General features: G+C 55.4%; 17 protein-coding genes. 7 read left to right on the top strand and 10 right to left on the bottom strand.

Annotated features, from left to right (window positions below):
• Positions 1 to 48: 48 nt before the first annotated feature.
• Both QUE89_RS08300 and QUE89_RS08305 read right to left on the bottom strand, forming a co-directional pair.
• The gene (locus QUE89_RS08300; RefSeq protein WP_286222725.1) at positions 49 to 2049 is read right to left on the bottom strand and encodes a HAMP domain-containing methyl-accepting chemotaxis protein; all 2001 of its coding nucleotides are present in this window, start codon (positions 2047 to 2049) and stop codon (positions 49 to 51) included.
• 127 nt (positions 2050 to 2176) lie between these two features.
• Positions 2177 to 3115 carry a peptidoglycan-binding protein gene (locus QUE89_RS08305; protein ID WP_286222726.1) on the bottom strand — a complete coding sequence of 313 codons (939 nt, stop codon included), beginning with the start codon at positions 3113 to 3115 and terminating at the stop codon, positions 2177 to 2179.
• A gap of 235 nt (positions 3116 to 3350) precedes the next feature.
• Between QUE89_RS08305 and QUE89_RS08310 the strand changes: the two genes are divergently transcribed.
• On the top strand, positions 3351 to 4238 hold the full coding sequence (locus tag QUE89_RS08310) for a bifunctional transcriptional activator/DNA repair enzyme AdaA (protein ID WP_286222727.1): 888 nt from the start codon (positions 3351 to 3353) through the stop codon (positions 4236 to 4238).
• Positions 4239 to 4292: 54 nt separating this feature from the next.
• On the opposite strand, the gene QUE89_RS08315 is transcribed toward QUE89_RS08310, so the two are convergent.
• The 5 genes from QUE89_RS08315 to QUE89_RS08335 form a co-directional block, all read right to left on the bottom strand.
• Positions 4293 to 5258 (bottom strand): ABC transporter substrate-binding protein, encoded by a 966-nt coding sequence (locus QUE89_RS08315; protein ID WP_286222728.1) that lies wholly within the window; start codon positions 5256 to 5258, stop codon positions 4293 to 4295.
• A gap of 231 nt (positions 5259 to 5489) precedes the next feature.
• Positions 5490 to 7334, bottom strand: a complete 1845-nt coding sequence (locus QUE89_RS08320) for a protein kinase domain-containing protein (RefSeq protein WP_286222729.1) — start codon at positions 7332 to 7334, stop codon at positions 5490 to 5492.
• Positions 7335 to 7343: 9 nt separating this feature from the next.
• On the bottom strand, positions 7344 to 8969 hold the full coding sequence (locus tag QUE89_RS08325; RefSeq protein ID WP_286222730.1) for a dihydrolipoyllysine-residue acetyltransferase: 1626 nt from the start codon (positions 8967 to 8969) through the stop codon (positions 7344 to 7346).
• A 26-nt stretch (positions 8970 to 8995) separates the two neighbouring features.
• Complete coding sequence (locus tag QUE89_RS08330; protein WP_286222731.1) at positions 8996 to 9973, bottom strand: alpha-ketoacid dehydrogenase subunit beta; 978 nt, start codon at positions 9971 to 9973, stop codon at positions 8996 to 8998.
• A 1-nt stretch (position 9974) separates the two neighbouring features.
• Positions 9975 to 11159 carry a thiamine pyrophosphate-dependent dehydrogenase E1 component subunit alpha gene (locus QUE89_RS08335; RefSeq protein ID WP_286222732.1) on the bottom strand — a complete coding sequence of 395 codons (1185 nt, stop codon included), beginning with the start codon at positions 11157 to 11159 and terminating at the stop codon, positions 9975 to 9977.
• Between the two features lie 311 nt (positions 11160 to 11470).
• On the opposite strand from QUE89_RS08335, the gene QUE89_RS08340 reads away from it, so the two are divergent.
• Both QUE89_RS08340 and QUE89_RS08345 read left to right on the top strand, forming a co-directional pair.
• Positions 11471 to 12934, top strand: a complete 1464-nt coding sequence (locus QUE89_RS08340; protein ID WP_286222733.1) for a malate:quinone oxidoreductase — start codon at positions 11471 to 11473, stop codon at positions 12932 to 12934.
• Positions 12935 to 13090: 156 nt separating this feature from the next.
• Positions 13091 to 13489, top strand: coding sequence for a hypothetical protein (locus QUE89_RS08345; RefSeq protein WP_286222734.1), 399 nt, complete (start codon positions 13091 to 13093; stop codon positions 13487 to 13489).
• Between the two features lie 63 nt (positions 13490 to 13552).
• Here QUE89_RS08345 and QUE89_RS08350 read toward each other — a convergent pair whose 3' ends face one another.
• Together QUE89_RS08350 and QUE89_RS08355 are read right to left on the bottom strand one after the other, a co-directional pair.
• Entirely contained in the window at positions 13553 to 14092 is a 540-nt protein-coding gene (locus QUE89_RS08350; RefSeq protein WP_286222735.1) for a hypothetical protein, read from the bottom strand.
• 26 nt (positions 14093 to 14118) lie between these two features.
• On the bottom strand, positions 14119 to 14994 hold the full coding sequence (locus tag QUE89_RS08355; RefSeq protein ID WP_286222736.1) for a LysR family transcriptional regulator: 876 nt from the start codon (positions 14992 to 14994) through the stop codon (positions 14119 to 14121).
• A 103-nt stretch (positions 14995 to 15097) separates the two neighbouring features.
• Here QUE89_RS08355 and QUE89_RS08360 point away from each other — a divergent pair, with 103 nt between their 5' ends.
• The 4 genes from QUE89_RS08360 to QUE89_RS08375 all read left to right on the top strand — a co-directional run bounded on the left by QUE89_RS08360 (position 15098) and on the right by QUE89_RS08375 (position 18498).
• The gene (locus QUE89_RS08360) at positions 15098 to 15829 is read left to right on the top strand and encodes an SDR family NAD(P)-dependent oxidoreductase (protein ID WP_286222737.1); all 732 of its coding nucleotides are present in this window, start codon (positions 15098 to 15100) and stop codon (positions 15827 to 15829) included.
• Between the two features lie 26 nt (positions 15830 to 15855).
• Positions 15856 to 16440: a 2-hydroxychromene-2-carboxylate isomerase gene (locus QUE89_RS08365; protein ID WP_286222738.1), complete on the top strand. Its 585-nt coding sequence runs from the start codon at positions 15856 to 15858 to the stop codon at positions 16438 to 16440.
• 57 nt (positions 16441 to 16497) lie between these two features.
• Positions 16498 to 17688 carry a YbfB/YjiJ family MFS transporter gene (locus QUE89_RS08370; protein ID WP_286222739.1) on the top strand — a complete coding sequence of 397 codons (1191 nt, stop codon included), beginning with the start codon at positions 16498 to 16500 and terminating at the stop codon, positions 17686 to 17688.
• Between the two features lie 111 nt (positions 17689 to 17799).
• Positions 17800 to 18498, top strand: a complete 699-nt coding sequence (locus QUE89_RS08375) for a glutathione S-transferase family protein (protein WP_286222740.1) — start codon at positions 17800 to 17802, stop codon at positions 18496 to 18498.
• Between the two features lie 120 nt (positions 18499 to 18618).
• On the opposite strand, the gene QUE89_RS08380 is transcribed toward QUE89_RS08375, so the two are convergent.
• Positions 18619 to 19485 (bottom strand): LysR family transcriptional regulator, encoded by an 867-nt coding sequence (locus QUE89_RS08380; RefSeq protein ID WP_286222741.1) that lies wholly within the window; start codon positions 19483 to 19485, stop codon positions 18619 to 18621.
• Positions 19486 to 19649 lie beyond the last annotated feature (164 nt).

A 19649-nucleotide genomic window follows, 5' to 3' on the forward strand; every position in this document is an offset into this window, starting at 1 on the left:
GCTGGCCCCGGGCAATTCATGCCTTCCTTCGATTGATAAAAACTTTTCCTAGCGAACCCTGAACCGGCGCACCAGAACATCCAGATCGTCTGCCATTGAGGCCAGCGATTTGCTGGACTGGTTCACATGCCCAATGTCTTCGGCAAGCTTGTCGATAGCCCCGCTACTTGCTTCTACGTTTTGTGTCATCTCCGCCGCAGTGGCCCGTTGCTGCTCCGTTGCACTGGCGATTTGCGTAGTCATTTCGACGATACGGTGAACGGCGGAAAGAATATTCGATAGGGCAGTCCCGGATTTACCGGCTTCAGTGGTGGCTTCACCGGCCATCTGCTTGGCCCGGCTCATGTCTACAACCGCCCCGGCGGCACCTTCCTGAAGGTTGGAAACAATGCGCTCAATGTCGACCGTTGAGTCCTGTACCCGTTTCGCCAATCCGCGCACCTCATCCGCGACCACGGCAAAGCCGCGACCTGCTTCACCGGCACGGGCAGCCTCAATGGCGGCATTCAGCGCCAACAGGTTGGTCTGTTCCGCGATATTCTGAATCACCTCAAGAACGCTACCGATTTCTGCTGATTCGATTTCCAGGCGCTGGATTCGATTCGAACCTTCCTCCACCTGGTGCGCCAGATCCGACACCGCCTTGATGGCTGTTGTCACTGTCTGTTGTCCGTTTTCGGCCAGAGAGGCTGCCTGTCGTGCAGACTCATCGGTATCGTTGGTGTTGGAGGCGATCTCCTCCGAGGTGGAGACCATCTCCTGCATGGCGGCAGACACCTGAGTGATCTGATCCCGCTGTTGCTCGGAGTTGGCGGTGGTGCGGTTCGTAATCCCCGACAGTGATTCCGATTCGGTTGTCAGCTGGTGCGAGGAAGTCACAATCTTGCTGATGGTGTCTTCGAGGGTTTCAAGGAAGGAGTTAACCGCGCCAATGAAATCGCCGACTTCGTCGGGTCGGCCCTTCGTCAGTCGGGTAGAGACATCGCCGTTATTGGCACTGATCGCTTCCAGATAATCCAGGATTTCCCGTCGTGCCCGCTTTACACTGGAGCCCATCAACCGGCTCATAAGAACGGCAACAATCAAGCCGAGCACGACGGATACGGTGAATGCGGCAATAGTGAACTGCAAAGCCTTGTCGGTCTCTGCACTGGCATCATCGGCTACCGCTTCAAGCGCTCCAAAAACGTTGTTCTCAAGCTCCCGAGCCATCGCGGCGATCTCAGGTCCGAGGGTATCCAGCTTTTGGGTCTTTACCTGAATAGCAGTATTCTGTTGAACCAGAAGTTTTTCGACCCCGGCCTGGTAACTTGCCAATTCCTCGACTGCGGTGTCGAAGTAGTCCTTGACGAATCCGGGCACATCCGACTCGTCGATCAGCCCGAGAGCGTCCTGGAGATCTTCAATAGCATAACCGAGGGATTTCTTGGAGGACTCATCACCATCAGCAAAATAGCGCTGGGCGGACATGCGCATGATCAGCGTATCGCTGATAAGTTGCTCGAGCACAGCCCTTAAACGGCTATCCGGGCTTCGGTTGGCAACGCCGTCCAGTGCGCGCCGGAGGGCCTTTGAGGCATTCGGGCCGTGCACATCCAGTTCTTCCCGGATGATCGACAGCACCTGTTTCTTGGCTGGCACAAGTTCGTTCTTGAACGCCGCTGCGTATTGTCGGGTGGCACTCTCGATGTCGTCCACGAGTTGGGCGCGCTCGGGATCCCCAATGTCCTCCTGGGCACTCGCCATGCTTTCTTCAAACTCGTTTTCCAACTCGGCGAACGACGACAGAAGCTCTTCGTTGCCAGTGGAGTAGTAGTCAAAGACCCGAAGTCGCATTCGGTAAAGGTTGATCAGCGCATCTGTGGCTGTGGCCGTATCGGGCGCCAGGTCCCGAGCTACGGTATTCATGCGATCATCAAGCGTTTGAAATTCGCGAACACTGTAAAAAGTGACGAACGCAAAAAGCAGCAGGATGAAGACCGGGGCAATCAGAAGTTTTCCAGGTACACCCAGTTTCCGCTCAATAGATTCCAGCGCAGAGGCAGCCATTTTTTACCTTCTAGTTGTTCTAACGATGACTAATGTAACGGCCGATTAGAACCAAACTGAAGGAGATAGGCCAGATAAATCGTCAGCCTCAAGTGCTACCTCTTTAAGCCAGAACAAACGAACATCGTTAAACCATCCAACCGAACAAAAAGTGGAACAGGCTGCCGAAGATATTCCGCTCATTCTCTGGCTTGGCGGGTTGTTCTTTTTGCGCGGCCTCAGCGGTTGCCGTTTCCGGCGCCTCGGCTTTTGGAGCTTGTGCAACCGGTTCGTTTACTGTCGTGTGTTCCGGTTTTTCGGAAGCCGTGGTCTCGTTCGGCAGTTGCTTCATCCAGGCGACGGTCTCAGCACTGGTAGGCTCCGCAGTTTCGGGAGCAGGCGACTTCACCTTTGCGACATCGGTACTGGGCGCAGGCTTATCGACGGACTGAGGTGCCGGTTTTGCCTTGGGCTCTGGGGACGGCTTTGTGACTTCTCTGGCGGGTGGGGTGACGCTGGTTTGGGCGGCAACTGTAGGAGCCGCTTCCGGAGTAGCCGGATCTGTCTGTTTGCTGGGCTGGCTCTGGAGTTGAACCTGTGGCTTGGGCTGCTGTTCGGCAACGGGAGTTGGAGCTGGTTCGGGCACTATTTCCTTTACCGTAAATGCAGGCTTGGGTTGGAGACGGCGCTGAGGTTTAGCCTTGGGTTGGGTCTGAGTCTGAACTTGGGTCTGGGTTTCAGAGATACCCAGGGCGGACAGGGCGGCGGTTTTGCTGGCGACAACATTGCCTGACACCGCCCGACCTGAGATGTTTGAAACCCCAAGTGCTGAAAGCGTCTCTGTGTCCAGAATTCCGGAGATTTTCAAGGCGCCGTTGCGAGCCTGGTAATCGCGAACGGCCTGTTTCAGGGCTTTGTCCATCCAGCCATCGGCCCGGCCAATGTCATAGCCGGCGCCGTAAAGGGCGTTTTCGACCGAAAAAATGACCTTAACGCTTTCGGCTTGGGCCTGGGCGTGAGACGAGACGGTGAGGGCAGCGGACAAAAACAGGCCCTTGCTGACGGTGCTGAGTTTGGCAGAATTCATACGGGTAACCCTCCTTGGATGTGATGGGGCTGTGCGAATTGGCTGAGTATCGAACAGATTTCTACTGCGTTCCGTGCACCACCACACAGTGTGCCAATAATGGCGACGGGTTCATGCATTTGTGCGCCGAAGAATCGGGCAAGAATCGGATGGAATCAGCATAGGAAACCGGTTCTGATGGTTGTATGGTTTCAGGACAGAGGATCCGGTGATGCCCATGCCAAGTGAAATGACAATGAGAACGACGAATTCCAGGGGCGACTCCAATAAGCGCCGTGCCCAGATGATTGAGCTGGCGCGCACCATCGAGCAGCGAGCCGACGAGCCACTGACCCTGGCAACTCTGGCTGCCGAAGTAGGGCTGTCGCCGTCGCGCCTGCAAAAGGTGTTCAAGGCCGTTCTCGGAGTGTCGCCGAAGACCTATCAGGACGCGGCCCGGATGCGCCAATTCAGGCAATCGCTCAGGCAGGGCAGCGGCGTAACGGATGCCATTTTCGAATCAGGATATGGCTCTGTAAGCCGGGTGTATGGTGAGGGGAAACGCAGCATGGGAATGACGCCAACTACATACCGGGCAGGGGCCGAGGGCGAGCGCATTAGCTATGCCTATCGGGACACCTCATTGGGCCTGGTGATGATGGCGGCCACCGATCAGGGCGTGTGCTTTGTCCAGTTTGACGATACTGCCCGTTCACTGCTCGATGCGCTCCAACGGGAATTTCCCAAGGCAAACCTGAGTGCTTCCTCGGCGCAACACGCCCCGGAGCTGGATCAATGGATTGAAGCGCTGGATCGCCACATTGAAAACGCGGCACCAAAACCTGATATCCCTCTCGACATCCGCGGTACTGCCTTTCAGGTCAAGGTCTGGAATTTCTTGCAGACCATTCCGGAGGGCGAAGTGCTTAGCTACAGCGATGTTGCAAATGGCATTGGAAAGCCCAAGGCCACCCGCGCAGTGGGAACGGCTTGCGGCAAGAATCGGATTGGCTTGCTGGTTCCGTGTCATCGGGTGCTTAGGGGCGATGGTCAGCTTGGCGGCTATCGCTGGGGGCTTGAGCGCAAACAGGCGTTGTTGGCGATGGAGAGCCAGCGAATGTCCCAACAGACGGATCAGACTTGATAAAAGCCACTCAGTGATGAGTGGCTACGAAGTTCGAGGAGTAGGGTGGTTAGTCTAATCCACGAAATTGGACTGGCTGGAAATCAACGCGGAAAGCGTCAGATCCCAGTGTTTCATACCGCTGCGGCTATACACGTAGTGACCGCTCAGGGACTTCATCTGCGGAATGCGATCCGGTTTCATCCCATTTAGGATCATCGATGCCAGGCGCGCTGCGGTTAGCCCCTCCTGATGGGCAGATACGGTGAAGCCGCCTATGCCCGCCTGCTCACCCACAAAGATGTCCCAGAATGAGAAGATCGGAACCTGGGCGCGATTGTAGGCCTCGGTCATGATTTCTTTCGGCGGCGCGTAGTTATCGTTTTCGTCGCGGATGGTGTGATAGGTGCCAACAACAATCGCGTCGTACCGGTAATGGGCGTTAAACACTGATTCCAGCCAGGTTTGCTTGTCATTGGTCAGGACAATATCGAGACTCGACCCGTAGAGAGTAGGCTGGCGTTCATCCCCGAAATACTCGTTCACCGCATTGCGCATGGTTGGTGAATCATCCATCAGGACCAGAAAGCGCTCATTCTTCTTCAGCACTTTGCGCAGATGTCGAATGCTCTCTCCGAAAAATGGCCGCTCAAGGATGCCGGTTACCAGAGGGTGGTTTAGTGTCGGGTGCTGTTCCGGGCCGCCGTTGACACCCAGGAACACAACGGGAATCTGCTGATTCACCAAATGCTCGGCCATAAGGGTAAAGGCATTGTCGTCGCCGAGAATGGCAACCTCCGGCTGAATGCTGGCAACGGCCTGCTGAATCTCCGCCACTTTCTGGGGCCATTCCGATTTTTTCAGCCGCTTGGTGTCCAATTCCAGAACGTGAATATCGTGCTTTGTTCCTAATACCGATTTAACAGCGGCAACGTAGTCGGCATCCCATTTGTAGCCGCCGTGATAGCTCTCTATCACGACCACGGTCTTGCCAAAACACATTGGGCTGAACAGCAAAAAGGTCAGGAGAAGTAGTCGCATGCAATGTTCCTTGTTGTTATTGAGGCGTGCCTGGAATTTTTAGAAAATCCCAGCAGTTGCGACTAAAAACTATTCAAAAACTGCACCATATCCGCACGTGTATGATTTATGGGGACTTGTTTTGGGGCTGGCCCAGATTTGTCCTGAAATCCGGGTGCAAGTGTCCGGCTTTACAGACAGGCTTTGTCCGCTCTTCAGGACAGTTGGGTGGTAGGCCGGGCAGTCAATTGGTCAAGAGGGAACGCTCGTAGACCTGGGATTCCGGGGGTAATAACTCTCGGGCAGGTGCTCGATGTGGGGGAAAAATCGGGTGTCCTTGTAGGGCATTTTCATGAAGCCGGAAACGCCCAACCCGGTGATCTGTTCCACCGCCGACAGAATTTCATCCAGCAGCCGGCTGAATTCCGGCTCCTGTTCCGGATCAAGCAACCGGTAATGACTGTGAATCTTCAAGTGCTTGGGAAGAGCCTCAAAGATAATCATCCCGGTGTGGTGAATTCTGTTCAGCGCTTCCAACGCATGGATGATGGTCTCTGGCAGCACCAGGAACTCTTCCGGATCGGGACCGTCCTCGAAGTAGGAGTGAACCCGGGTTTCATCTTCCACCTCTGGTGCTGCACTGACCTCGTAATGCAGGCTCATGTCGGGTGTTACCAGAAATGGCTGATCCGGGTCGGCGCGATCAACGTGCAGGGTGTTTCGGGCGTTGAACAGGCAGCTCTTGAAGATGCCTTTGCGATAGATTGCCTGGGCCAGATACACCATGTTGTTGACCGCCCGCACAAAGGCCGTTTTCAGGCTAGGATCGTGCAGGTTCAGGGAGGTGTCGATGTATACACCATCGGTTTCCCAGCGCACCGCGAGGCCACCTTCCACGGGGTAACGTCCTAACCGGCTGACCGCCGCCAGAAATGCTTTTTCCGTTTCGCCCATGCCCTGCATGAAGTTTTTGTAGTAGCGGTCCAGCTGCACGTCGTTGACGTCGTTCAGGGTTTCCGGCGCGCCTTCTTCCCTCAGGAAAGATTTCCGGGAGCTGTAAACGACAGTATCAATCTCCTGATCCGAGGCCCGCACCCACACCGGAACCTGCGGAGCGACGGGAGTGACGGGCAGATCAATCATCACCGTGCGTGCCATTCTCGGCATTTCGTTCAAATAGTAATCGCCGGCTTTGCGGCGGGTTTCCGGATCCGGTGACAGCATGCCATCGAGCATGCGGGCAAACTCCATGGGCAGGCCCAGGGACGCCGCCGGAATAGCCTGGTGGCCGAACCGGCAGGACTGGCCTGAGGCCAGGGCGTAAAGGGTGCCGGCCGCGCCCTGTTCGTCAAAGCGCGGTGAGGAGAGACCTCCGTTTAACTGTTCCGAGCCAATGAAGTAGACATCGCCCAGCCGCGCGTTGGTTTGCTGGAGGTTGTCAGACATCAGCTCCATCACGTTGGCGGTGATGAATTGCTGGTTGGCATCCAGCTGGGCGAACACCGATGAGCCCCAATCAATCAGGGCGATGTTTTCGGTGCTGGCGTCAAAAACCAGGTTGGAGGGTTTGATGTCGCCGTGCACGATGGGGCGTCCGGCGGGGCCGGATTCACGCCGCAGGTTGCGCAGAATGTCCGAAAGCTGGTCGGCAATTCGAATGATGAGGCGGGGTTTCAGCCGACCCTCGCGAAGTGAAACTTCTTCTAGATTAAGACCAGCGGCCCGTTCCATCACCAGAATGGGCTGATTGTGGGCACGCTGGTAGGAAATCAGTCGAGGAACTCTCGGGTGCCGAACCTGCTCAAGTATGTAGGCTTCATCTTCCAGCCGATCCTGCAGGTGTTGGGGCAGATTGATACGGGTGAACTTGAAGACATGCTCCAGTTCGTTTGTGCCTGCCAGTGTCAGGCGGCCGGAGAACACGAATCCGTAGGCACCTTTGCCGATCATCTCGATGTCGTGGTACCCAAGCTGGCGGAGCTGGGCGGCGCATAACGCCACCCAGTCCTTGAGCTTTTTGGCATCGTCATGGCTGAGCAGGTAAACAGATTGCTCTTCGGGTATGTAGAACTGCTGAATCTGTTTTGCCTGCGTCATGATTGCCCGTTAGCCCATATGCAGCAGCATCGACTGCGGTGATTCCAGGTAGCTTTTCCATCGATTGCAGAAACGGGCAATGGTGCCGCCATCAATAATGCGATGATCACCGGCCCAACTTACCGTCATGATAGCCCGCTCCACGACTTGGCCGTTGGCGTCGAAGCGTGGCAGCTTCTGGGTACGGCCAAGGGCAACGATGGCCACTTCCGGCGCGTTGATAATGGGCGAGGCGTAGGTTCCGCCCAATGCGCCAATGTTGGAAATGGTGATGGTGCCGCCCTTGAGGTCGTCCTGACTGACCCGGCCAGATCGAGCCGCCTCGGTCAGCCGCGCCACTTCGTCAGCAACGCTCAGCATAGTCAGGCTTTCAACGCCTTTGACGTTGGGCACCATCAAACCGGCTTTGCCGTCTACTGCCATGCCGATGTTGCACTGGGACAGATAGTGAATCTCGGAAACATCGTCGTTAATACGGCTGTTGAGTACCGGGAATTCCTGCACCGCCAGAGCCATGGCCTTCATGAAGAAAGGCATCAGGGTGAGGCGCGAGCCCTTGGCTTCGGCCTCTACCTTCAGCTTCTCGCGCAAGGCCAGCAGGTCGGTAACGTCGATGTCCTCACTGTAGATGAAATGAGGAATCGTGGTTGCCGAGGTGACCATGTTGCGGGCCATGGCGGCTTTCATACCTTTGATCGGTTCAACGCGAACTTCCTGCTCGCCTGTTGCCTGCCGGCGACTGCTAGCGGGTGCAGGTTTAGCTTCAGCAGAAGCTGCCTGGCTTTCAGGCCGGGCTGCCGGCTTATCAAGATGAGCCAGCACATCGGCCTTAAGAACCCGACCGTCTTTGCCAGAACCGTTAATGTCGGCCAGATTCAGGCTGTGTTCCCGAACCAAACGGCGAACCGCCGGGCTGGCCGGAATGCGTTGCCGGTTCTGTGCTGCCGCCGGTTGCGCAGCGGCTGGCGCTGAATCCTGGGAGGGAGCCTGGCTGGGTTTTGCCTTCGATTCGACCGGCTCGTCGCGCTCGCGCGGGATAAAGGCAAACAGAGGCGAGTGCACCTGCGCCATTTCCTGCTGCTGATGGTACAGCTTGGTGACTCGGCCGGCCTTGGGTGCGGTGATCTCAACCATTGCCTTGTCGGTCATTACGTCGACCACGGGCTGGTCTTCCTCGATCTCGTCACCCTCGGCAACGCGCCATTCCACCACTTCACATTCAACAATGCCTTCGCCAATATCCGGCAGGATAAAGTCTTCGGTGGCATCATCGCCCTGATTTGCAGCAGTATCCGGCTTCGGGGAGGCTGCGGGCGCCTGCTCGGCAGACGGCTGTTCATCCGCTGAAGGCTCTTTGGCTTCCGGCTTTGATTGCCCGGCGCCAGCGCCGGATTCGTCATCCTCGCCAACCAGTTCGAACAGCGGGGCATGTACCTTCGCGATGTCGCCTTCCTTGTGGTAAAGACGAGTTACACGGCCTTTGTAGGGCGCGGGAATTTCCACCAGGGCCTTGTCGGTCATTACCTCGGCCACCGGCTGATCCTCTTCGATCAGGTCACCTTCACTGACCAGCCATTTGACCAGCTCACATTCCACGATACCTTCGCCGATATCGGGCAGTATAAAATCACTCATGGTTACTCTCCTGTCCTGATACCAGTCTAGAAATCGACGCTCGCCCTGATGGCCTCATAGACCTTCAGGTGATTGGGCAGGTGCTCTTTTTCCAGCACCAGCGGGAACGGTGTGTCGATCCCGGTAACCCGTGCAATCGGAGACTCCAGATACAGGAAACAACGGTCCTGAATGGTGGCGGCGATTTCACCGGCGAAACCGCCGGTCAGGGGAGCTTCGTGAGTAACCACCAGGCGTCCGGTCTTGAACACCGAGTTGGCAACGGTCTCCACGTCCCAAGGCAGGATGGTTCTCAGGTCGATAACCTCACAGGAAATGCCTTCTTTTTCGGCCATTTCCACGGCTTTTTCGATTACTTCCATTTGGGCGCCCCAGCCCAGCAGGGTAATGTCCGAGCCTTCCTTGATTACTTCGGCTTCGCCCAGTGGTAGGCGGTAATCCTCATCAGGCACTTCGCCAACGGAGGCGCGATACATCCGCTTGGGTTCGAAGAACAGGGTAGGGTTGGGATCATGAATCGCGCCCAGCAACAGGCCCTTGGCCTGATGAGGGTTGCGCGGCACCACAATCTTCAGACCAGGCGTGTGAGCGAAATAGGCTTCCGGTGATTGCGAGTGGTAAAGACCACCGGCGATACCGCCGCCGTAGGGCGCCCGAATGGTCAGGCCACCGACATCGAACAGGTTGCCGGAGCGGTAACGGAATTTGGCGGATTCGTTAACGATCTGGTCGAACGCCGGAAAGATGTAATCCGCAAACTGAATCTCGGCCACGGGCACTGAGCCTTGCGCGGCCAGGCCGTTGGCAAAGCCGATGATGCCCTGTTCCACCAGTGGGGTGTTAAAGCACCGGGCCTTACCGTACTTTTGTTGCAGGTTACTGGTGGCTCGGAAAACGCCGCCAAATACACCAACATCTTCGCCAAAACACAGTACTTTTTCGTTTTCGGCCATGGCCGTGTCCAGGGCATTGTTGATGGCCTGGAGCATATTCATCTTACTCATCTCAGGCCCCTCCCTTCGCGTGTTCGGCACTCTTTGGGTACTCATCCGGATACTTGCGGATGTGCGCTTTTACCTTTTCGAACTGTTCGGCCAGGTGCGGCGGAACGTCGTCGTAAACATCGGTAACCAGCGTATCGAGTGCGGGAGGTGGCCGCTTCTGTGCGCGCTTCATGGTTTCAAGCACTTCGCGGCGCATGTTTTCCTGGAGTTGCTTTTCATCGTCTTCGCTCCACCACTTCAGGCTTTCCAGCCACAAACGCATGCGCAGGATTGGGTCTTTTTCGCGCCAGACGGCTTCTTCGTCTTTGCTGCGGTAACCTGAGGGGTCGTCGGAAGAGGAGTGGGCAGCCAGGCGATAGCTCATGGCTTCGATCAGCACGGGGCGGTTATGCTCCACCGCCAGCTTTCGCGCTTCCTGAGTGGCCTGGTACATGGCCAGGATGTCGTTACCGTCCACCCGGATTACGTCCATCTTGTAGCCGTAGGCCCGGGGCGCAACACCATCGGCCGCGAACTGTTCAGCGGCGGGTGTTGAAATGGCATAGCCGTTGTTGCGGCACAGGAAGATAACCGGCACGCGATGAACTGCAGCCATGTTCAGGGCGGCGTGGAAATCGCCTTCGGAGGCGGCGCCTTCGCCGAAGTAAGTAATGGTGCAATGACCTTCGCCCGCCATTTTCTGGCCATAAGCGTAGCCCGTGGCCTGGGGAATCTGGGTGGCCAGGGGCGATGAAATGGTCATGTAGTGGAGCTTTTTGGACCCGTAATGGACCGGCATCTGGCGGCCCTTTCCATAGTCCAGCTCATTACCAAACAGTTGGTTCATGAACTCGTCGATGGAGAAGCCGCGATAGGCGAGGGCGCCCTGTTCCCGGTATTGCGCCATGATCATGTCACTATCATCCAGCGCTGCGGTGCTGCCGATAACAGCGGCTTCTTCACCGGTGCACTGCATGTAAAAGCTCAAGCGCCCCTGGCGCTGAGCAGCAAGCATGCGCTCGTCGAGAATCCGCGTGGTGACCATGGCCCGGTAGATACGCAGGGCTTTCTCTTTATCAAGATCAGGAGCTTTGGCGCTCTTGTAGAGTGAGCCGTCCTGTTTCAGTAACTTGAAGGTGGGAATACGGAATTCCGCACCGTCGGTAAACACTGGGGAATATACAACTTTGGATTTTGTTGTTGTCATAATCCTCTTCCTGGGGTGGTGGCCTGAGGAACAAAACACTCCTTTTGGGAGTGTAGTTAAAGTCTCGAAAGACAGCCTGACGGGATCTGGTGAGATCTGTGTCAGGATCGGAACACGTTTACCTTAACGTAAACTTCCTTGATGGGGTAGACCCGTTGGGTGATTTTAAGGGTATCTGGCGGCTAAAAACTCGTTCCCAGGGAAGGGGGGAAGCATGGTACCTTCGGGCCCTAGTACTTTTTAGTACGGTCCCTTTGTAGACTAAACCTGTGGACCAAACTCAAAAAAAATCAGGCGGATGGATAAAGTTTATGAACGTGATCATCATTGGCGCGGGCATTATGGGCACCACTCTCGCCACCTTGGCGAAAGAGCTGGCTCCCGACTTGGACGTGACTATTCTGGAGCGGTTGGATCATGCCGGGGCGGGTAACTCCTGGGTATTCAACAATGCCGGTACCGGGCATGAAGCCAACTGCGAGCTCAACTACACCCCCGTGGATGAAGAGGTTATTTCCGTTGAGAAGGCTTTAAAAATCCACGCACAGTTCAATATCGCCAAGCAGTTCTGGGCACACCTGATTGAAAAGGGCGCTATCAAGGACCCCACAAGCTTCATCAACCGCACGAAGCACTGCACGATTGTGTCTGAGTCGTCGATTGAAGAGCTGAGACTGCGATTTAAAGAGATGTCAGCTCATCATTTCTTCGAGAACATGCAGTTCTCCGAGGATTTTGACGAGATTAAAAGCTGGATCCCGTACCTGATGGAGGAGCGCCCCCGCGACCAGAAAATGGCGGCGACGGTGATTGAAACAGGTACCGACGTCAATTTCGGCGCCCTGACCGAACAGATGGCTGCCCACGCCGTGCAGGAGCTCGGCGTTAAAATTGAGTACGGCACTCACGTGAAACGTGTACACCGTAGCCCCACTGGACGCTGGCTGATCGAGGCCGAGCAGAACGGATCACCGGTACAGCACAAGGCCGACGTGCTGTTTGTTGGCGCAGGTGGTGGAGCCTTCCCACTACTGAAGAAAAGCCATCTGCCGTTCCGCAGCCGCTTCAGCGGCTTTCCGGTCGGAGGTCGGTTCCTTCAGGCACCGATCAGTGCGGAGCAGGCTCAGCAATACCGCGCCAAAACTTACGGAAAGGCTGCTGTTGGCGCGCCTCCCATGTCGGTACCGCACCTGGATTTGCGTGTCGCAGAAGGTCAGCACTACCTGCTGTTCGGGCCTTTCGCGTCCTTTAAGCCGGTACTCGAAAAGGGACGCGGCTTCTTTGATTACCTGAGCTCCATGCGATTGCACGATATTCCGGGCCTGCTGAACGTCGCCCTTGAGCACTTTCCGCTGGTTAAATATCTGGTTTCGGAGACCTTCAAGGGCGAAAAGAGCATGTTCGAGGAGCTGGAAAGCTTCGCTCCGGGCATGAGCAAAAAGTTCAACTGGAAAGCCATAGAGGCCGGCCAGCGTGTGCAAATCATCAAAGACGGTGATCTGCAGATGGGCACGGAGATTCTGGTTTCCAGCGATAAAACCTACGGTACGTTGCTGGGCGCTTCGCCTGGAGCATCGGTTTCGCCTGAGGTTATGTTGCGCTGTCTGGAGCAGCTGTTGCCCTCGATTTTTACCAAGGACGAAGCCCAGCAAAAGAAGAAAGAGATTTTTCCCGAGGACAATCTGGACGCGCTGATTAACAACCCGGAGCGTTACCGGGAGATTCGTGATTCGGCCAACAACACACTGGGAATTGGCCAGCCTGATACCCAGTAGCATCGTCCCTGAGAGCGGCGAATATGCCGCTCTCATTCCTTTCCTTTTGCCCCCCCCGATCTCTGACCTAAACCTGTATCTGGAAAGAGCTAGTTGCCGGGATCTGGCGTATAATTATGCCTGTCCGTGAAGACACTTCCAGAGAGCCGCAGAACCATGATCGTATGGGAAGGCAACAGCTTAGTCGTAACTCTATTCAGGGCCTGGGCAAAAACCAGCGTCAGCGACTATTTTCTCGCCTACCAATCTATGGTTAACCACCACCCGCATCGGGAGTGGGTCAAAATCATCGACTTTACTGACTACGTCGAAACCTCCGATCTCCTTGGTTTGTTGTACGCCGAAGAGTTGAAGCAGATCCGAAAGGACATTGCCGAGTGGTCGGTGAAACGTGGCATGATCCGGCAGGTGATTATCCTGGCTCCGGGGATTCCGGAAGACGTTATCGAGCAACTGATCCAAATTTACGATAACAGTGGTGCCCCGGCCGAGACGGTTACTTCCAGGCACGACGCGAATGTCCGAGCCGAAGAAGTTTTGAGGGGGCACGATTAGGCGATTTTCCAAATAATCAGTTAGTTGCAGACAACTCTTCAACTAGCCTATACGTACATGTTTTCAGCGAAACGACAAATGCTCAATGATCTGTCGAGCCACGTCGTCGGGTGACCGCTCAGAATTATCGATCTGTAGGGCATTCTTGTGCTCAATGGGAAGGAACTGCCACTCAGACAGCAAATCGGAAAGTTGCTTCTGGCAGGAGATCTTATGGCTTTGCTGTCGCTCTGGTGACACTGAACGGCTGAATAGTACGTCATGCCTGGGAAGTAGCTGAACCGGGTATACCTCAATGCCTTCTGATTCAAAAAAATCGAGATACCGACGGATTTCCTTTTCATCCTCCTGCGCACAGGTCATGAACGTCATTACCATTCGCTCAATGCCAAGATCATTTGCCTTGGATAGCGTCTGGCGCCTGATGGAATTAGTGAAGTGGTGGAAATCCTTGTCACCGAAGGCGTCATAAATGGCCATGCTCAGATCAACCGCCAAATGATTGTGAAAGAGCTTGAAGTCATGTTTGCTCTGCAGGGCTTTGGCGACGGTCAATTTCCCCGCCGCTGGCGGGCCATGAAGCCAGACTAATTGCATCGGCATCTGATTTCCTTGTTTGTCAGGCCCGATTAATCGGGCCACCGAACGGTGGAGCCGAAATCAACGAACCGGTCGATTTCCTCTTTATTGTCACAGTCAGCCCACTCGAAACCGATGGTTCGTTGCGCCGACAGTTCTGTAAGTGGGCGCTTTACAACGTTTGGAGCATCATAATGCGCCGGAACGATCGCAACTCCAACCCCATGTTGAACCAGGGAGAGAGCTCGGTCGTCCTGATTAGTTACATAAGCCACGTTGAGCCGTGTGCCTGCTGATCTCATTAGTTCCTGCAACATCAGGCGATACTCACAGTGGGAGCGGGAAACGAAGGGTTCGCCCTCCAGATCTGAGAGATTCAGTGAAGACGCTTCACTTAAATGGTGATGGGCTGCCATCGCGACCATGTAGGGTTCGGTAAACAGAGGCTTCGAATGTATAAAACTGTGTCCGCTGTCGGGACGACCAGAGAGCAAGGTGAACGCCAGGTCAATCCTGCCTTTCTGAGCTAATCGCTCCATTTCACCATTGCTGGCGTCGAAAACCTGGAGTCTTAGCCTGGGATTGTCGCGGCGGTAGGGTTCGATCAGTCGGGCAACGTTGGCAATGGACAAGGTGTTGATGACACCAACTCTCAGCATCCGCTGTTGGTCGTGATGTTTGAGCTCGTCGCGAGCCCTGTTACATTCATCGACGATGCGCGTGGCTCGATCAAACAGGGTTCGGCCGGCGGGCGTTAATACCACGTTGCGCTTGTTTCGCGTGAACAATTTTACGCCAAGTTCACCCTCCAGTTTTGCTATCGATGCTGATAGTGCCGGTTGAGAAACAAAGGCTCTCTTCGCTCCCCGAGTGAAGCTTTCCGATTCGGCCGCCGCGAGGAACAGGCGCAGTTGCTGCAGTTCCATGTCATAACCGTTGGTTGTGGTAAGGATTCAAATAATCGATTTCCTATATGTTATTCGGTGGGATAGGCTTTGACCAGTACCATCACTGAATCAGGAGACGGGAATGGCCATCGAAGACCAGCCAATCGCTTTGGTCATCGGCGCAGGAGACCATCTGGGATCAGCAATTGCGCGCCGCTTTGCCAAGGAGGGTTACCACCTTGTGGTCACTCGTCGACGTGGAGATCTGGATACGCTCAAGGCTGAGATCAGCGCCTTGGGGTCAAGTGCAACCGCCATTCATTCCGATGCCCGCGACGAGAGCCAGGTAAGCGAACTGATTGATTGGGTGGAATCGGAGCTCGGCCCAATACGGGTGGCTGTGTTCAATGTCGGGGGAAATGTCCGATTCGATCTTTGTGAGACCACCACCCGGATCTATCGAAAAGTCTGGGAAATGTGCGCGCTGGCTGGTTTCTTGGTGGGGCGGGAAGTCGCCAGGAAAATGTTGTCCCGCAACGAGGGAACCATCCTGTTCACCGGGGCTTCGGCAAGCCTCAGAGGTGCCCGTGGTTTTGCTGCCTTTGCCGGAGGCAAGCATGCCCTGAGGGCGTTAGCGGAAAGTATGGCCCGGGAGTTGGGGCCACAGGGAATTCACGTTGCCCACGTGGTTGTGGATGGTCTTATTCGTAACGAGGCAACTGCTGAATTTCTGCCAGACCTTTATGCCAGCAAAGGAAAGGACGGAATCATCGAGCCGGATGATCTCGCTGATATTTACTGGCACCTCCATAACCAGCCCCGATCGGCCTGGACGTTCGAGCAGGATGCCCGTCCGTTCTCCGAATCCTGGTAGACCCCGACCCAAAAAAGGTGTTCAGTATGAGCAAGAGTGTTGATTTCTATTACGACTTTATAAGCCCCGCATCCTATTTCGCGTGCATGCGGCTGCCGGAACTCATCAAAGAAACCGGCGCCACAATTAACTACAAGCCAGTTCTGCTCGGGGGGCTCTTCAAAGCCACAGGCAACACCTCTCCGGTAACGGTCCCCGCGAAGTGGGAGTGGATCAAAGCCGATTTTCAGCGCCACGCCGATTACTATGGCCTTCCTTTCCAGCTAAACCCAAATTTTATCTTCAGCACGGTGAACGCCATGAGAGGCGCGCTTTGGGCGCTTTCGGCAGGACGGATCGAGGAATACAATCGAGCTATGTTTTCTGCCGCCTGGGCGGAGGGTCGGGATCTGTCGTCCCCGGAGGTTCTCGCGGACATCCTTAACGGGGCGGGCTTCGATGCTGATGAAGCGATGGCAGCCATCGCGCAACCCACGATAAAAAGTGAGTTGATAGAAGCCACAGATGAGGCAGTAGCCCGAGGCGTGTTCGGAGCACCCACCTTCATTGTTAACGACGAGCTGTTTTTCGGGCAGGACCGCATGGATTGGGTTAAAAGAGCGCTCATCTGATGTTTCGGACCCCGCTTTTCTTCAATCATTTCCGGCTAGCCGGCTTTTGAGGTGTTCATGAATGACCCAGCCCAACGTTATAAGGTTCTGACCGCAGGGGTTTTGAACCTGATCCTGGTGATGGGTATTTCCCGCTTTGCCTACACGCCACTGTTACCGGCCATGCTGGAGGGCACAGAGCTCGGAGCGGCTGAAGGCGGCTGGCTGGCAGCGATTAACTATATGGGTTACTTGTGTGGCGCGTTAATCGCCTCGATGATCAGCGACCTGGAATTGAAGGACCGGCTGTATCGGATAGGCCTGTTCCTGGCCGTGGTTACAACAGCGGGCATGGGGCTGACTGAGAATTTCTGGCTTTTGTCGATCCTGCGCTTCCTGGCAGGTTTGAGCTGTGCCGCCGGTATGCTTATAGGTTCGGGGCTGGTGCTGAATTGGCTGATGCGGAATAACCATCGTAGTGAGTTGGGCATTCAGTTCAGTGGCGTTGGCTTGGGCATGGCTCTGTGTGCTGCCGCCGTTGAGCTAATGAACACGGTTTTTGATTGGCGCGAGCAGTGGCTGGTATTGACCGCGATTGGTGCCATCCTTCTGATTCCGGCATTGGGCTGGCTGCCGCGACCAGCTCCGGTTCCCGTCGGGTTCAATCACAAATCCATGGAGGATTCGCCACCGAGTGCGGCCTTCATGAGGCTGTTCACCGTTGCTTATTTCTGTGCCGGCATTGGTTACGTGGTGAGCGCGACCTTCATTGTTGCGCTGGTCGATGAACTGCCCGGATTGGAAGGTAAGGGCGTCTGGGCCTTCCTTGTAATGGGGCTGGCTGCGGCGCCAAGCGCCATGCTCTGGGATCTCATCGCGCGGCGGATAGGCAATCTGAATGCAATGATTGCTGCCAGTCTGCTGCAAGCCTTGGGCATTCTGCTACCGATTATTGAACCTAATCTCCTGTTCACGATGATCGGCGCCATCCTTTTTGGAGGCACCTTTGTGGGTATTGTATGTCTGGTGCTAACCATGGCGGGCCGCTTCTATCCGTCCAGACCCGCCAAGTTCATGGGCAAGATGACCATCTTTTATGGCATTGCTCAAATTATTGCCCCGGCGATCACCGGGGTACTGCGTGAGTACAATGGAGATTACTCCGCGGGGCTCTATACGGCTGCTGGAGCAATGGTGCTGGGGGCCTTGTTTTTGGTCTTGGCTAAGAGCCAGGAAACGGCTACGGAACAGCGGTGCTTAAAAATTTGAGGTCAATATGTTGAGCGTTCGCTCAAAAATATTTAAAGTCTTGGTTCAAGCCCAATATTGAACCAACCGGGTTCTTTCTCGGGTGTTGAAAAATGAACATCAGAGGTCACTATGATCAGATTCTATTTTCACCCAAGACCCAATCCAATGAAGGTCGCTCTTTTTCTGGAAGAAACCGACACGCCATACGAGTTGGTGCCTGTCGACACCCTGAAAGGCGAACAGCACCGCCCGGAGTTTCGAGCCATCAATCCCAACGGGAAAACACCAGCCATCGAAGATGACGGCGTTAGGGTCTTCGATTCCAATGCCATCCTGCTTTACCTGTCTGAAAAGACCGGACAGTTGGGTGGGGTGCCTGAAACCCGTGCTGAATTGCTGTCGTGGATGATGTTCCTGGCGTCTGGTCTGGGTCCTTATTCGGGTCAGTCCGTGCACTTTAATCACGCGGCACCGGAGAAGATCCCGTACGCGATGAATCGCTACAGACGTGAGGCACAACGGCATTACGACGTGCTGAATACCCACCTGTCTGATCGGACCTACATTGTGGGGGATGACTACAGCATTGCCGACATCGCGGCCTGGGGCTGGATAGACAAAGCCGGCCTGGTACTTGGGGATCCAGAGCTGACAGACTTCCCGCATTTGAAAGAGTGGTTTGACCGCATCAACAGCCGTCCGGCTGTCGCGCGTGCACGAGCGGTGGGTCAGGATATCCAGTTCCAGAGTGAGATGGACGAGCCAGCCAAGCGTGCGCTCTATCCGCAAAACTACCCTGAGAATGAACCGGCAACTGGCACACTGTAGGCGGGTGAGACACCATGATAGACCTTCATAGCTGACCGACGCCCGTATTTCGGTTATGCAGCGGTTAATGTGGTAAATGGGTGGACTGGGACCGATTGCGGATCAGAGATAGCGGGGTTGTTAAGGCTGACGTAAAGCTTGGGCAGCTACGAGGATGCAGTTTTCCAACGGCTCCAGAAACGTCTTGCCCAGTGTTCCCGCCTCAATCAGATTCATGGTGAGCAGGCGCTGGTCCGGCAGGCTGTCTATACGCAGTGGCCGGACCTGCTTGGATGGAATCGACGATTCCGGCAGCAGTGACACCGCCAGGCCGCTCTCTACTGCGGCATACAGATTGGCCATGTCTGGGCTTGTGATCACCAGATGATGGACCAGACCAGATTGCTTCAGATCCAACTGGGCAAGGTCTCGCAGTGCACAATCGCTTTCCAGCAGTGCCACGGGCAGGGAGCCCTGCTTTTCCAGGGGCATTCCTGTCGGCGCGTACCAGCATAGCCTTTCTGACCACAGGCTCTTTTCATCGGGAAATTGGGTCTCGCCGGTCACAATGGCAATATCCAGATCGCCGCTGTTCACCAACTCTCGAAGTTTGCGGCTGCGGCCGCAGGTAATGCGCGGTACCAGTTCGGGGAAGGAATCCCGCATGCGCGGCAGGAAATGCTCCAGAAAGGTTTGGGCGTAATCGGTTGGAATGCCGAAATGGACCGAGCCCCGCAAAGGCTCTGCGCTGAGGGCACTGAGAGTCTCGTTGTTCAGGCGAAGCAGCTGATCGATGTAGGCCAGGAGCGTCTTCCCGGGATCAGTCAGTTTGATGCCCTGATTGCTTCGCTCCAGCAGCCGTTGCTTCAGCTGCTCCTCGAGGCGCTTGATTTGCATGCTCACAGCCGCTTGCGAGCGGTAGAGCCGGGTAGCAGCGTCTTTGAACCCGCCCACTTCAACGACAACCGAAAAGGTGTTCAGCAACTCAAGATCCAGCAAGGGCTTCATGGTGTGGTCCAAAGTAAGGGTTTGAAGGCAAACCGACGCCGTCGGCCGTAGTTCACGAATAATGAACTACGGTATCAGATTAATTCGTTTGAATGAATTATTGGGCGTTCTTATGATGTCACCCTGACATTCCGCGTTTGCGGGCTTTTTTGGAAACTGATGAT

Source organism: Marinobacter sp. LA51, assembly GCF_030297175.1.
GTDB classification, from domain to species: Bacteria; Pseudomonadota; Gammaproteobacteria; order Pseudomonadales; family Oleiphilaceae; genus Marinobacter; species Marinobacter apostichopi.

Bases quoted from the DNA above. Each gene is read 5' to 3' on its own strand.
- QUE89_RS08300 (WP_286222725.1), bottom strand. From the start codon at position 2,049: ATGGCTGCCTCTGCGCTGGAATCTATTGAGCGGAAACTGGGTGTACCT.
- QUE89_RS08305 (WP_286222726.1), bottom strand. From the start codon at position 3,115: ATGAATTCTGCCAAACTCAGCACCGTCAGCAAGGGCCTGTTTTTGTCC.
- QUE89_RS08310 (WP_286222727.1), top strand. From the start codon at position 3,351: ATGAGAACGACGAATTCCAGGGGCGACTCCAATAAGCGCCGTGCCCAG.
- QUE89_RS08315 (WP_286222728.1), bottom strand. From the start codon at position 5,258: ATGCGACTACTTCTCCTGACCTTTTTGCTGTTCAGCCCAATGTGTTTT.
- QUE89_RS08320 (WP_286222729.1), bottom strand. From the start codon at position 7,334: ATGACGCAGGCAAAACAGATTCAGCAGTTCTACATACCCGAAGAGCAA.
- QUE89_RS08325 (WP_286222730.1), bottom strand. From the start codon at position 8,969: ATGAGTGATTTTATACTGCCCGATATCGGCGAAGGTATCGTGGAATGT.
- QUE89_RS08330 (WP_286222731.1), bottom strand. From the start codon at position 9,973: ATGAGTAAGATGAATATGCTCCAGGCCATCAACAATGCCCTGGACACG.
- QUE89_RS08335 (WP_286222732.1), bottom strand. From the start codon at position 11,159: ATGACAACAACAAAATCCAAAGTTGTATATTCCCCAGTGTTTACCGAC.
- QUE89_RS08340 (WP_286222733.1), top strand. From the start codon at position 11,471: ATGAACGTGATCATCATTGGCGCGGGCATTATGGGCACCACTCTCGCC.
- QUE89_RS08345 (WP_286222734.1), top strand. From the start codon at position 13,091: ATGATCGTATGGGAAGGCAACAGCTTAGTCGTAACTCTATTCAGGGCC.
- QUE89_RS08350 (WP_286222735.1), bottom strand. From the start codon at position 14,092: ATGCCGATGCAATTAGTCTGGCTTCATGGCCCGCCAGCGGCGGGGAAA.
- QUE89_RS08355 (WP_286222736.1), bottom strand. From the start codon at position 14,994: ATGGAACTGCAGCAACTGCGCCTGTTCCTCGCGGCGGCCGAATCGGAA.
- QUE89_RS08360 (WP_286222737.1), top strand. From the start codon at position 15,098: ATGGCCATCGAAGACCAGCCAATCGCTTTGGTCATCGGCGCAGGAGAC.
- QUE89_RS08365 (WP_286222738.1), top strand. From the start codon at position 15,856: ATGAGCAAGAGTGTTGATTTCTATTACGACTTTATAAGCCCCGCATCC.
- QUE89_RS08370 (WP_286222739.1), top strand. From the start codon at position 16,498: ATGAATGACCCAGCCCAACGTTATAAGGTTCTGACCGCAGGGGTTTTG.
- QUE89_RS08375 (WP_286222740.1), top strand. From the start codon at position 17,800: ATGATCAGATTCTATTTTCACCCAAGACCCAATCCAATGAAGGTCGCT.
- QUE89_RS08380 (WP_286222741.1), bottom strand. From the start codon at position 19,485: ATGAAGCCCTTGCTGGATCTTGAGTTGCTGAACACCTTTTCGGTTGTC.